This is a genomic window from Euhalothece natronophila Z-M001, assembly GCF_007904085.1.
Lineage (GTDB): Bacteria > Cyanobacteriota > Cyanobacteriia > Cyanobacteriales > Rubidibacteraceae > Halothece > Halothece natronophila.
On record NZ_CP042326.1, the window covers coordinates 1,171,943 to 1,185,686 of the forward strand.

Consider the following 13,744-nt stretch of genomic DNA (forward strand, 5'->3'; position numbering starts at 1 on the left):
TTGCTAATTCTTGTTTGGTTAACCTCACTTTATCTGTATTTTTATGAAGAAAATAATCCCCATGCTTAAACTTCGTTCTATCCTTTCCTTAATTCTTGTTATTACAATTTTCTTGTTAACGCCTGCTTGCAGTAATAATGAGCCTACTTCTCGCTTTGAAGGCGCACAACAAGAAAGTACCCAGCCCCAAGCTACAGCAGTTGCTGAAGATGCGGTTAAGGGAGGAGAACTTAATCGCTATTTTCCCAAAACTGAAGATTCCTACCAAATTATTTACACGCAAGAAAAACGAGGATTTGCTCAAGCAAAATTAAAAGAAGATGGAGAAGAGTTAGCCTTACTTTCAATTTCTGATATTGCAAATAATCCCAGTGCTAGCAATAAATTTAAGGATAGCTCTGAGATGATTAAAGGTTATCCTGTTGTTAATCAAGGAAGTAAAGCCAGTGCTGTTTTAGTGCGCGATCGTTATCAAGTTAAAATTATTTCTCGTAGCGATCAATTTAATGAAGAGTCTCGTAAGGAATGGCTAGCTCAGTTTGATTTAGATACTTTAGCACAGCTTTAAATTAAGTATAGCGTTTCTTAGTCTGTATTGGTTATTAGTCATTAGTCATTGGTTTACAAACAACAAAGGACGAAGGACAAAGGACTAATACCTCTTTTATTAATTTACTATTTTTTGACTCATAATATTTTTTTGTGATCTTATTCGACGTTTTGAAAAATTTAGGGTAAGACTAGAGTAATCCCAGAATTACAACAAATAAAGTATTATGACACAACTTCCTCAAGAGTGCTCACAGTTATCTGAAAAAGTCAACCAAATATTAGAGTTATTACGACAAGAAAACACGCTTTACCCTAAACCCAATACTAGCGCAGTGGAAGCTGACTTAAGAAAGGTGGTTGCGCCGAAATTCTACATTGTCTTTGCTGGGGCGTTTAGTGCGGGAAAGTCAATGTTAATTAATGCACTGTTAGAGCGAGAGTTACTTTATAGTGCAGAAGGACACGCCACGGGAACAGAATGTTCCATTGAATATGCAGAAGCAGAAGAAGAACGAGTTATCATAACCTTTTTATCTCAAGCAGAAATTGTAGAGCAAGCAGCGTTTCTTTGTTCAAGTTTGGGGTTAAATTCTCCTAGCGATCTTGATGATGTAGATTCTATGAATGCTCTCTACAAAAGCTGTAGTGAGATTATCCAACAAGAAGGGGGAGAAGGACGTTCTGAACGTGCAAAACAAGCTAGGGCTTTATCTCTCTTAATTGAAGGATATCAGAAAAATCACGATCACATTGGGCAAACTGAAAATAGAACTTATCCCATGCGAGAATTTAATTTTGATAACTTGACAGAAGCAGCAGATTATGCCCGCCGTGGAAGTAATAGTGCAGTTTTAAAACGGTTGGAATATTACTGTCATCATCCTTTGTTAGCAGATGGAAATGTCATTATTGATACCCCCGGTATTGATGCACCTGTAGAGCGCGATCGCGCTTTGACTTACGATAAAATTAAAGACCCTGATACTTCGGCGGTGGTTTGTGTTTTAAAGCCTGCTGCGGCTGGGGAAATGACTACAGAAGAAACAGAACTATTAGAGTTAATTAAAAGTAATCCAGGGGTGCGCGATCGCGTTTTTTATGTCTTTAATCGTATTGATGAAACGTGGTATAATGCTCAATTGCGTCAACGGTTAGAAGAACTGGTTTCCGAACAATTTTGGGACAGCGATCGCGTTTATCAAACCAGTGCTTTATTAGGATTTTATGGGAGTCAAGTTAGAAAAACCAGTGAGCGCGATCGATTTGGTTTAGACTCCATTTTTGCTGACAGCATGAAAACCTTAGGGGGAGAAGAAAACACGCCCCAATTTGTCAGTGAATTTAACAACTATTGTGGCAACTCAGGGAAATTAGCAAACACCATCTTTCGGGTTTATCTCGACAGTCATGAAACCCCCAACCAAAACTATGTTCGCATCTTAAACCAATGGGGAAACCCCTTAATTAATCAACTGATTCAAGATAGTGGAATTGAGGAATTTCGCACCGCCATTACCCGTTATCTCACCGAAGAAAAACGCCCCCAACTCTTTATCACTCTTGCTGATGACTTAGAAGAAATTTGTATTCAGCTTAGTCAACATTGGACAGCCAATTATCGGGAATTAATCAACCAACCCCAAGAAATTGAGTCCATGAAAAACCAAGAGTTACAACAACTCAATCAGCAATTAAAAGCAGTGGGGGAACAATTCCGTCAGCATCTTTCTGAAGAAGTTAACCAAGTCATTATTAATGAAGATAACGCCTTTGAAGCCGACTTTAATAAATTGCAAGCACGAATGGTAAGCCGCCTCGATGAATTATTACAAACATTTTCCGTGCGAGATGCTTACAGTCGAGCCACCTATAATCATCCCCAAAATTCTACCGCCCCCTTAATTGCTGTCTTAGTTGAGGCTTTATACTATCTCGCCAATGAGTTAGAAAAAGTCTTAGAAGAAAGTGCCCAATTAATCATCGAAAACTACTGTCAACGGTTACTAGATAAACTCCGTCATCAAGAATATTATCGCCAGCTTTATCGTTTATTAGGAGATGATAGTGGAATTGAAAATGAACTAGAAACCATCAAGAATAACTTAAAAGTTGCCATGAAAAATGCTGCTCATACGGAATGTGATCGTTACGTGCGAGAAAGCCCTCGTTTTTATGATGAAGGAACATTCTCTATCTATCAATTTCGTCAAACTTTACAACAAACCTCTCAAAGTTATGATGCAGAAAGTATGGTAGAAGCTGAACCCTCAATTCGCCAACTTTTAAAGCTAGACTTTGAACCAAAAGTAGATAAAACCATTCGCAGTCATTTCCGCCAAACCATTAATAATACCTTGAAAAAGAATCTTTTACCCATGGCGGATCAGCAAGCGGAACACATTTTACAGCAATATGAAAAAGCCCGTACTAATTTAGAGAAAACCCTCGAACAAGAAGCGGAAGCACGTATTGCCAAAAATCAGCGTTTACAAGCAGAAACTCTAGAGAAAGTTGAAAAGTATAATGAAGCGGTGAGAGCAATTAATTCCTGTTTGCAAGCGATGCAACTATACGATCATCAATTAAGTGACATTGTCTTCACCAGTTAATCTACATTTTTGAGGTGGGTAACATTTACCCATCTCTTGTTATATTGGATAATTGCAAATGAGGAGATAAGAGTAAGAATGACTAACCCAAATAATTTTCTAGATAATCATGATGTTGTTCATATTAAAAATGATCGCTTTGATTTTGATAAAACGACTAAACTAGAGCAAATTAAAAAGAAAATGAATAACTGGATTAGGGAACGTTTTCAAAAGGAAATAAATCAATCTATATCTATATTTCCAGATTTTATTAATAATTGTGAAGTATTAAAACAGGATGGTAAAGGATGGAGGAAAGGTAAAATAATCATTCGTTTTGAATTTATCCCTGATGATCCTGAACCAGAAGACGACATTCAAATAACTGATCAAAAATCTTTAGACGAGTTTCGCAAGTAATCATTAGTTTCAGTAAATAATAAGGAGGATAACTTAAGTATGCAAGAAGAAAACAATTTAAACAAAATTGAATGGCAAAATGATGATGTGATTGCTTTCTCAGAGCAAGATGTTATTAAAATGTCACAATTATTAGAAACCATGGAGATGTCAATTAAAGATTCTGAACTTGGAAGGACTTTTAGACAAAAGCTAGATCATAAAATTAGAATTAGTAAAAATTCAACAATTCCTATATCTAAAAGTAGCAATCAGTGGTTTGAACAGGGTGTAGAGTGTAAAATTCTGCGGGCTGAGAATACAAAAGGATGGCGTAAGGGAAAAATTCGTGTCAAACTAAACATTGAGTTTGAATTATGGGAAGAAACAGAAGAAGCAGACTCTCCTTTAGATAATTTTCGTAATGAGGAATCATAATCAGTGAAACCAATGAATAAACATCTAGAAACTTTACTAAATGTGTCCCGTAATTCAAATAGATTAGGAGATAAGTAAAAATGGAAGAACAATATAGAAAAATTGAGTGGCAAGAAGATGATGTGATTGGCTTCTATGATGATCAAGTGAGAAAAGCTGATTCAACTTTAGAAAGCCTGAAAGAATCTATTCAATACAATAATTGGGGGCAAAATCTCAATGATAAATTTTCTCATAATCTCAGACTAAATAATATCAAAATAATACCTGGAGACAGTTTAAATCGTTTTTCTCAATGGTTTGAAGAGGGGGTAGATTGTGAAATTATGCGAGCTTATGATACAAAAGGCTGGCGCAGGGGAAAAATTCGTGTCAAACTAAACATTGAGTTTGAATTATGGGAGGAAACAGAAGAAGCAGACTCTCCTTTAGATAATTTTCGTAATGGGGAATCATAAGAGGTGAAAATAATGAATCAAAATATAGAAACTTTAGAAGGTAAAGAAGTAATTTGCATGCCACCGCAGGGCTTAATTCAACATGATACTTTTATTAAGTCAGAGCAATTTCTAAAGGAACTCCAATTAATTTTAACTAATCAAAGTAAAAACGCAATACCACCAAGACTTTTAAGTACATGGCTTTCAGAGGGAAGAGAGTGTGAAATGCTATCTCCTAATCAAGACTGGAGAAAGGGAAAATTAAGAATCAAACTTGAACTAGAATTTATTCCCGATGAAGTTGAGACAGAAGAAAACATAGAAAGCCAAAATCATCAGTTTTTGAATAAATTTCGTCAATAAAGTAGGATCGGTTAATCAAGTATATAGAATTAAAAGGAGTTAATAGAGTAGCATAAATATGAATAATAAATATATACAGCTAAATCGACAAGATGTAATTTCTACTCAAGATAAACAGAGATCACTTTTGAATAAAACTTTTACGGTTGAAGAATTTCTTCAACTACTAACAAAAATAATTTCTGAGAAAGTTTCTAGCTGGAAGAATCCCGAAGGGAGAGAAAAAGAAGCCAAAAAATGGACAGAAGAAGGAATTAACTGTAAAGTTTTATCGCCTCAAAGTCATTGGAAAACAGGTAAAGTCAGAATCACGCTGGAATTTATCCCCGATGAACCAGAATCACCTTTAGACAATGTGAGAAATCAGCAATCATGAAGAAGAAACGCTTTCAAAAAGCAACCTCGCGAATTGTCATTCCCCCAGAAGTGAGAGAGTATGTTTTCCAACGAGATAATTACCAATGTCGAAGCTGTGGAAAGAAGCAAACTCAAACTGCATTAGAAGTGGATCATATTATTCCCATCGCTAACGGTGGATCAAATGATATTAGTAACTTACAAACGTTATGTCGTCGCTGTAATAACCAAAAAAAACACCATTTTGATCAGCGTTTTCGCCGTCGCTTTTCTTAGTAATTAAAATTCAATTGCAGAAATTTTATATTAAATTAATAAAAAGTAGTTTTCTTAGGACTTGATATAATGAAGCGACTACATACTGATTTAGTTGATCCTGATGATATTTCCCGTCCCAATGGTCAATTTTTAGGATTTCCTTATTCTCTTGAAGAGTCTCAATTTGTATTTTTTCCTGTTCCTTGGGATGTTACTACTTCTTATGGCGGGGGAACAGTTAACGGTGCCCAAGCGATTATTGATGCTTCTGTACAACTAGAACCCACAGATTATCATGTTGCTGAAGCCTGGAAAATTGGTCATTATACTATTCCTATTTCTGAAGTAATTAAAGCTAAAAATAAGCAAATGAGAAGTATTGCTAAAACAGTAATTACTTATCAGGAAGAGGGGAAATCTTATCAAGATTCTAAAATTCAATCAGAATTAAAAACTGTTAACGATGCTTGTGAAGAACTGAATCATTGGGTATATAATCAAACCAAAGCTCTATTACACCAGAATAAACTAATTGGCTTAATTGGCGGCGATCATAGTGTTCCCTATGGTTATATAAAAGCACTAACTGAACATTATGGAGAGTATGGAATTTTACAAATTGATGCTCATGCTGATTTGAGAAAGGCTTATGAAGGGTTTACTTATTCTCATGCCTCCATTATGCACAATGTATTAAAGCTGCCAGAAATTTCCCATTTAATTCAAGTGGGATTAAGAGATTTTTCTCAGGGAGAAAGAGAGCAAGCAGATCAAGATCAGCGAGTCACTTGGTTCACTGATTGGGAAATCAAAGATAAAGCCTATCAGGGCTATTTGTGGTCAAATCAATGTCAGGAAATTATTAATTGTTTACCCGAGCAAGTTTATATTAGCTTTGATATTGATGGGTTAAACCCTCATTTTTGTCCTAATACTGGAACTCCTGTTCCAGGAGGGTTAGACTTTAATCAAGTCATTTACTTGATCATCGCTTTAGTGAAAGCTGGAAAAAGAGTTATTGGTTTTGATTTATGTGAAGTCTCTCCTAATTTGAATAATCTTGAGGATGAATGGGATGGAAATGTGGGTGCTAGAGTTGCTTATAAGTTGGCAAATTTGATGTTTGCATCTCAGGATTACTCATTGGCGCTTTCCCATTAAATCAAAGATTATGATGGAACCGAGTGAAGCGTGAGCATCTTCATATTTTGACACTCAAGCTAATTCCCCCCCTAGGGAGAAATTAAGGTATTTATTGCAATTATCTTTTTACTTTACTTTTAACGCGCTCTATTAAGATGTTTAATTCCGGTAACTTTAACCAACTAGCAATTAGAAAAAAGATAGAAAAGGCGACTAGAGAAGGAAAGACAATTTGTCCGATTTGTAATATTAAGTTATCGTATCCTAACCATAATTCCCAAAGTTGACTAATTCCCCAACTCCCGATACCAGCAAATACAGTGCCAATAAATAGAAAAGCAATTATTTTACTCCAGTGCAACAACGGAAGTCCATTTAATCGATTATTCAACACCCATAACATAATTACCATTGAGATTAAATTAACACCAATAGTGGCAAAAACTAAGCCTGGAGTTTGAAATAAATTAATCAGGAAGAAATCTAATCCTGCGTTGATAAAAATATTAATTAAACTAATCCGAAATGGCGTATTACCATCACCAAGGGCATAGAAAACTCGCACTAAAATATCTCTGCCTAAATAAAAAAACATTCCTAGCCCATAAGCCATTAAAACCGGAGCTACAATATCGGAAGCAGCTTCATCAAAAGCATAACGCTGATAAATTAAGCGGACAATAGGAGTAGAAAGAGTTACTAGAATAGCGGTTAGAGGCAACATGGTTAAAGCACAAAGCAATAACCCTTGACGGATTCTCGTTTTTAATTCTTCCCAATTTTCAGGAGCGGCTAAACGGGAAAAAACAGGCAACATTGGCACTAAAATCATGTTAGAAATAATGCCTAACGGGGTTAAAGCAATGTGGTTAGCATACTTTAGTGCAGCGGCTGCATTAGCAATATAAGAAGCAAAAAAGAGGTCAGTATAAACATTAATATGAAGCATCCCTGAAGAAAGCGTTGCTGGCCCCATAATTCTTAAAACTTCTTGCACGCCGGGATTAGAAAGCTCAAATCGGGGTCGAAATGTTCCTAAGCGCGATCGCGCTTGAGCATATAATTGAACTAACCATTGTAAAAGTGCCCCGAATAAAGTTCCTCCAGCTAAAACCATCCCTCCTAGCCTTGCATATTCTGGGTTAAGTAAATCGCCCCCTAATGAGAGTGCTAAAATCCCTAGACTTCCAATCACAGCTAAACTAGAAAATAAGGGACTAATACCGGGTAACCAATATTGATCAGAGGCATTGAGCGTTCCAAAACCAATGCCAATAAGTCCAGCTAAAATTGCCATAGGAGCCATAATTCTTAATTGACGAATGGCAATTAAGCGCACTTCTTCTCCTTCTGCGCTAGTGGCTAAACCTGGGGCAACTAAATCAATAAAAAACGGAGCTAATATTACTAAGACGATCGTGACTAAAAGTAAAAGACCAGTTACTAAGGTGGTAACTGTTTCCACTAATGGCGCAGCTTCTGATTTATCTCGTCTTGATAAAACACTAACTAAGGCACTATGAAAGGGGCCATTAATTCCTCCTAATAGAATCAGAAGAAAGCCTGGAATAATATAAGCAAAGGCATAAGCATTGGCTACTGGCCCTACCCCAAAAGCAGCGGCGACAACTTGTTCTCTTACTAAACCAAAAACTTTACTAATAAGAGTTGCGACAGCGACAATACCAGCAATACCAGTTAGGGAACGACGAGAGGCTTGATTTTCTGACACAATCCAAATGTTTTACGTCTTGTTTGTTATTTAGTGATTCTTTATTACTAGAAAAACATTAATTAGGTTGGGCTAGCCATTATGACATAACCCAACACTAACCACAAGTTACTTTACTTGTCTATGTCTTGTACTGTTTGTGTTTTTGTTTCTGTCTCAGCAGTTAGAGAACTATCTTTTTTAGTTACAGCCTCAGAAGTAGTTTCTTCTTCTGTAACCGTTTCTTGTTCCTCGCTAGCTTCTGGGGTGACTTCCTCAGGTGGAGAAGAAGGAGTTTCTTCCTGAATAGCTTCTTCCTCCACAGGTTCAGCAGGAGTAGTGTCTTCTACTTGCTCAGTAGTTTCCTCCTCAGCAGGTTCAGGAGTCGTTTCTTCTACTTGCTCAGCAGGTTCTTCCTCCACAGGTTCAGGAGTCGTTTCTTCTACTTGCTCAGCAGGTTCTTCCTCCACAGGTTCAGGAGTCGTTTCTTCTACTTGCTCAGTAGGTTCCTCCTCCACAGGTTCAGGAGTCGTTTCTTCTACTTGCTCAGTAGTTTCCTCCTCCACAGGTTCAGGAGTCGTTTCTTCTACTTGCTCAGTAGGTTCCTCCTCCACAGGTTCAGGAGTCGTTTCTTCTACTTGCTCAGTAGTTTCCTCCTCAGCAGGTTCAGCAGGTTCTTCTACTGCCTCAGTAGGTTCCTCTTCAGCAGGTTCAGTAGGAGTCGTGTCTTCTACTTCCTCAGCAGGTTCTTCCTCCACAGGTTCAGTAGGAGTGTCTTCTACTTCCTCAGCAGGTTCTTCCTCCACAGGTTCAGTAGGAGTGTCTTCTACTTCCTCAGCAGGTTCCTCTTCCGTAGGAACTTGATAATCTGGATCAACAATAACCCGAGCTTCTTCTGCTGTTAATTCTCCCCGAACTAACTTGGAAAGGGTATCTTCTCCTTTAGGTTGGTAATTAAAGAGTCGCGCTACAGTGTTAAACTCATTGGCAATGAGGTTACCATCTCCATCGAGTAACTCTAATTTAATCCAATTGCGCCCTTGTTTAAAGCCTTCTAGATAAACTGGTAGCCAGCTATCCATAATAAAGCTTTCCCCATTGATAGTAGCCCGAACTCGCCACTCTTTTTGGGAAGCAGGGTTAACTTCTACCTCAGCATCACTTTCTTGTTCAAAAAGTCGTATGGGGGCATTAGTCAAATAATAATCCAGTAAAATTGGTTCTGCCCCATAAGTACCTTTGGGACGGCTGTAGGTTAAAAGCGGCTTTTCTCTATCGGGATTATTATTTTCGGTTTCTGTAAATAAGTGGAACGTTACTTGTGCATAAGCCCCTTCATTTTTAAAGCTCTCATGCCAAGGACGAGAGGCAAACATCCGAATGGTATGAGTACCAGGAGAAAGGTCTTCAAAAACAATGGGGGAATCTGCATTATAAACTGCACGATAGGGTTCATTATCAAGGATGACATGAAGATGAGGCCCCATTCCCAGTTCTTCATTTTTGAATAGTGGGTAGTCTTTCACATCGACTTCAATACTAACGCTAGTATCTTCGATAATGTCTCCATTGTTGGGGCTGATAATAGAGACTTGAGGTTGATAGTTATCTAAAGTTTGTCTTAATTCTTCAAAAATGGCAGGTGGTGCAACTTCGGTTAAGGCTGGTTTGGGTTTAGAAACTTCTTTAGTTTCTTCGGTTTTGGGGGTTTTTCCCCCTCCACAACTAACCAGTCCAATAGTTAATAAACCGATGAGAAGCGCACAGCAGGCATTTTTTGCCCATTGAGTCATTTGCTTTTGACTAAACACGGTCTTTTATTTCCTTAGCACATCTTTATCTGTGCTTAACTGTATCAGATATCCCACGATTAGAACGAGATTAAAGCTAGTCTAGAGGGGAAGGCTAAAAGAATATGAAATCGCTTATGAATGAAACGAAACAATACGGTGTGGTATTAGTGACCGCAGAATCGGAAGAACAAGCTCGCGCGATCGCGTCAAGTTTGGTAAAGGAAAACTATGCTGCCTGTGTCAGTATGATGCCAGTGCAGTCGGTTTACACTTGGCAAGAAGAAGTCCATAGTGATCCTGAATGGCAATTAATGATCAAAACGGACTTAAACCAGTATTCTCAAGTAGAAGCTCGCATTAAGGAGCTGCACTCTTATGAAGTTCCAGAAATTATTGCCCTTCCCATTCAAGCTGGGTTAACTCCTTATCTTAACTGGATCGGTGAAAATGTTGCTCCCCAATAAAGGCTAGCTATGGCACAATAATACAGATAGATTTGGGAAGGAATTGAGCATGACTAAGTTTGTTTTCGTCACCGGTGGGGTTGTTTCTAGTATTGGCAAGGGAATTGTTGCTGCTAGTTTAGGGCGACTTTTCAAATCCCGTGAGTACTCAGTTTCGATTTTAAAACTTGACCCCTATATTAATGTTGATCCAGGTACGATGAGCCCTTTTCAACATGGGGAGGTGTTTGTCACTGATGATGGGGCGGAAACAGACTTAGACTTGGGGCATTATGAACGCTTTACTGAGACTTGCATGTCCCGCCTTAATAGTGTAACCACTGGTTCCATTTATCAGGCGGTGATTAATAAAGAGCGTCGGGGAGATTATCAAGGGGGAACTGTGCAAGTAATTCCCCATATTACCCAAGAAATTAGAGAACGTATCCATCGGGTGGCAGATAATACGAATCCCGATGTGGTAATTACAGAAGTGGGCGGAACAGTTGGGGATATTGAATCATTACCCTTTTTAGAGGCAATTCGACAGTTTCGGAAAGATGTGGGGCGCAATAATGTTGTTTATATGCACGTGACTTTATTGCCTTGGATTGCCTCAGCAGGGGAAATGAAAACTAAGCCTACACAACATTCGGTTAAAGAATTACGCTCGATTGGGATTCAACCTGATGTTCTAATTTGTCGCTGCGATCGCGCTCTAAAAGCCAATATTAAAGAAAAACTTTCCGAATTTTGTGATGTTCCTGTACAATCTGTCATCACTGCTCAAGATGCTAGTAGCATTTATGAAGTTCCCCTAATTTTAGAGAAAGAAGGGTTAGCTCAACAAACTTTACAGTTATTAAATCTCGAACAACGACAACCCGACTTGCGTCAGTGGCAAACCCTAATTGAAAATATGGCAAGTCCTCAACAGGGAATTGAGATCGCGATTGTCGGGAAATATATTCAACTGAGTGATGCTTATCTTTCTCTAGTGGAAGCCTTAGGTCACAGCGCGATCGCGCTTGGAAGTGAAGTTAAGTTACGTTGGGTAGATGCAGAAGAAATAGAAGCCAACAGCCCACAAACCTATCTGGAAGATGTCAGTGGAATTATTGTTCCCGGTGGTTTTGGGATTCGCGGCATTGAAGGGAAAATTAAATCAGTAGAATATGCGCGAACTCAAAATATTCCCTTCCTTGGACTTTGTTTAGGAATGCACTGTGCAGTAGTGGAATGGGCGCGTAACATTGCCAATATCAAGGAAGCCAGTAGTGCTGAATTTGATCCTGATACGCCGCATCCTGTCATTAACCTGCTACCAGAACAACATGATGTGGTTGACTTAGGTGGCACTATGCGCTTAGGGTTATATCCTTCTCGGCTAAATTTAGAAAGTCGCGCCTACAGTCTTTATCAAGAAGAAGTGATTTATGAGCGGCATCGCCATCGCTACGAGTTTAACAATGCTTATCGTAGTCTTTTCCTAGAAGGGGGATATGTAATTGGTGGGACTTCTCCTGATGGGCGACTAGTAGAAATGATTGAACGACCTGATCACGCATTTTTCTTGGCGACTCAATTTCACCCTGAATTTCGTTCTCGTCCCAACCAGCCTCATCCTATCTTTTTAGGTTTTATTGATGCTGCCATTAAACAACATTCTTTTGAGATTGTTCCTTCTGTAACGAAGAAAGCTGTACAGGAAATGAAGGTGGGAATGGGAGAAACCCTACCTGCTGAAATTATTAATTAGTTTCTTGAACTTGCATCGCGACTAAGGTCATGTCATCAACTAATTTTTTCTTATTGCCAATGAAGGCTTGTACTGTCTCAAATAGATGCTGAACAATCGCTTCTGAACTATAGTGCTGGGCGGCTGCTTGGTGAAAGGCTTGGATCAGGTTTTCTTCTTCAAAGCGTTGCCCTTTGGGGTTAACAGCATCGGTAAAGCCATCAGTATAGTAAAGAACCGTATCCCCAGGGGAGAGTTGTACGGTGTTATCTTCATATTCAGAGTTAGTATCAAGTCCCACTAACATTCCAGCAGTGTCTAAACGATGGACAAGGTTAGTGCTGGCTTCCCACCACAAGGGAGGATTATGGGCGGCATTACTGTAAGATAAACGGCGCGTCTGAGGGTCGTATTGAGAGTAAAATAGGGTGACAAAGCGATGAGAGCTTTCTAAATCCTCATACATCACTCGGTTCAAATGTTCGAGAATCTTTGCTGGAGAATGGTGGTTTAAAACTTCAGCCCGTAGCATTCCCCGTGTCATGGTCATAATTAAGCCGGCGGGCACTCCTTTTCCCATAACATCGCCGATAACGATACTCCAAGGAACGGTACTCCCCCCTTCTGCGTCGGTATCAGTTTGGGGTTGATCGTAGTTAGCCGGGATAAAGTCATAATAATCGCCTCCCACGCGGTTGGCAGTGCGACAGGCAGCGGCGAGGTCGAGTCCTTTGATTTTAGGATATTTTCGGGGTAGGAGATGGAATTGAATATCGGTGGCAACTTCTAATTCGCGATCGAGCTTTTCTTTTTGTTGGACTTCTAGGGTTAAATCATTATTGGCAATGGCAACTGCCACTTGATCAGCAACCAGTTGCACTAATTTTTGACGGCTGAGAGTCCATTCATAAGCGCGATCGCGCGTAAATACATAAAGACGGCCCCTTTCTCGTCCTTTAGTTAGAATAGGTGTGCCAAAAACTTTAATTTCATGAGGTAAGGCTTGTTCGATTAAGCTATCGAGATCAAGGTTTTCACCAAGGTTTTCTGAGTTTTCTTTTGCTAATTTTCGAGTAACTTTTGAGATGCTATGACGAACTTCTTGACACTCTACTCCCCCTTGACAATGTAATTGTTCTAGAGTGATTTTTCCTTCACCTTTATACAGTAAAAGCGCACTACCATCCGTATCAGAAACCCGAGCTGCCATAAGGGGAATAATCTCTAAGAATTGATTGAGATTATTAAAACTTCTCAGGGCAAATCCGAGAGAACTTAATAAATTTTGAACTTTATTTTGTTCACGGCTTAAACTTGCCACTAACTCTTTGAGGGTAGTCACTGGAGCTTCTTTAGTTGAAAAATTTTCCCCAAAATTATGATCTTCTGAATAAGGTTGTGGTGCGGGTAAAGCAGTCATAGCATTAAAATTAATAATTTACAATTAGCAACAAGCAATTAGTAAGCAGAAATTAGCAATAAAGGTAAGTTTATTGTAAGTTAAGATACAGACAGAAT

14 protein-coding genes are annotated in these 13,744 nt (G+C 38.7%); 11 read left to right on the plus strand and 3 right to left on the minus strand.

Features of this window, described 5'->3' with window-relative positions; genetic code table 11:
* The first annotated feature begins 61 nt into the window (after positions 1-61).
* From FRE64_RS05535 to FRE64_RS05575, 9 genes are all read left to right on the plus strand, one after another.
* A complete protein-coding gene (locus tag FRE64_RS05535) occupies positions 62-568 on the plus strand; it encodes a hypothetical protein (RefSeq protein WP_146295033.1) in 507 nt (168 codons plus the stop codon).
* 208 nt (positions 569-776) lie between these two features.
* A complete protein-coding gene (locus FRE64_RS05540) occupies positions 777-3,161 on the plus strand; it encodes a dynamin-like GTPase family protein (RefSeq protein ID WP_146295034.1) in 2,385 nt (794 codons plus the stop codon).
* Positions 3,162-3,239: 78 nt separating this feature from the next.
* On the plus strand, positions 3,240-3,563 hold the full coding sequence (locus FRE64_RS05545; RefSeq protein ID WP_146295035.1) for a KGK domain-containing protein: 324 nt from the start codon (positions 3,240-3,242) through the stop codon (positions 3,561-3,563).
* 39 nt (positions 3,564-3,602) lie between these two features.
* The gene (locus tag FRE64_RS05550; RefSeq protein ID WP_146295036.1) at positions 3,603-3,980 is read left to right on the plus strand and encodes a KGK domain-containing protein; all 378 of its coding nucleotides are present in this window, start codon (positions 3,603-3,605) and stop codon (positions 3,978-3,980) included.
* 80 nt (positions 3,981-4,060) lie between these two features.
* Positions 4,061-4,438, plus strand: a complete 378-nt coding sequence (locus FRE64_RS05555) for a KGK domain-containing protein (protein WP_146295037.1) — start codon at positions 4,061-4,063, stop codon at positions 4,436-4,438.
* Between the two features lie 12 nt (positions 4,439-4,450).
* Entirely contained in the window at positions 4,451-4,783 is a 333-nt protein-coding gene (locus tag FRE64_RS05560; protein ID WP_146295038.1) for a KGK domain-containing protein, read from the plus strand.
* 58 nt (positions 4,784-4,841) lie between these two features.
* A complete protein-coding gene (locus FRE64_RS05565) occupies positions 4,842-5,159 on the plus strand; it encodes a KGK domain-containing protein (RefSeq protein ID WP_146295039.1) in 318 nt (105 codons plus the stop codon).
* Entirely contained in the window at positions 5,156-5,416 is a 261-nt protein-coding gene (locus FRE64_RS05570; protein WP_146295040.1) for an HNH endonuclease, read from the plus strand. Before FRE64_RS05565 ends, FRE64_RS05570 begins: the two co-directional genes overlap by 4 nt.
* 69 nt (positions 5,417-5,485) lie before the next feature.
* A complete protein-coding gene (locus FRE64_RS05575) occupies positions 5,486-6,559 on the plus strand; it encodes an agmatinase family protein (RefSeq protein ID WP_146295041.1) in 1,074 nt (357 codons plus the stop codon).
* Positions 6,560-6,659: 100 nt separating this feature from the next.
* Here FRE64_RS05575 and murJ read toward each other — a convergent pair whose 3' ends face one another.
* On the minus strand, positions 6,660-8,273 hold the full coding sequence (murJ, locus tag FRE64_RS05580; RefSeq protein ID WP_146295042.1) for a murein biosynthesis integral membrane protein MurJ: 1,614 nt from the start codon (positions 8,271-8,273) through the stop codon (positions 6,660-6,662).
* Between the two features lie 113 nt (positions 8,274-8,386).
* Entirely contained in the window at positions 8,387-10,063 is a 1,677-nt protein-coding gene (locus tag FRE64_RS05585; protein WP_186708998.1) for a hypothetical protein, read from the minus strand.
* Positions 10,064-10,179: 116 nt separating this feature from the next.
* On the opposite strand from FRE64_RS05585, the gene cutA reads away from it, so the two are divergent.
* Together cutA and FRE64_RS05595 are read left to right on the plus strand one after the other, a co-directional pair.
* The gene (gene cutA / locus FRE64_RS05590) at positions 10,180-10,509 is read left to right on the plus strand and encodes a divalent-cation tolerance protein CutA (protein ID WP_146295043.1); all 330 of its coding nucleotides are present in this window, start codon (positions 10,180-10,182) and stop codon (positions 10,507-10,509) included.
* A 49-nt stretch (positions 10,510-10,558) separates the two neighbouring features.
* The gene (locus tag FRE64_RS05595) at positions 10,559-12,247 is read left to right on the plus strand and encodes a CTP synthase (protein WP_146295044.1); all 1,689 of its coding nucleotides are present in this window, start codon (positions 10,559-10,561) and stop codon (positions 12,245-12,247) included.
* Here the strand turns inward: FRE64_RS05595 and FRE64_RS05600 are convergent.
* Entirely contained in the window at positions 12,240-13,646 is a 1,407-nt protein-coding gene (locus tag FRE64_RS05600) for a GAF domain-containing SpoIIE family protein phosphatase (RefSeq protein WP_146295045.1), read from the minus strand. The genes FRE64_RS05595 and FRE64_RS05600 overlap by 8 nt on opposite strands.
* Positions 13,647-13,744 lie beyond the last annotated feature (98 nt).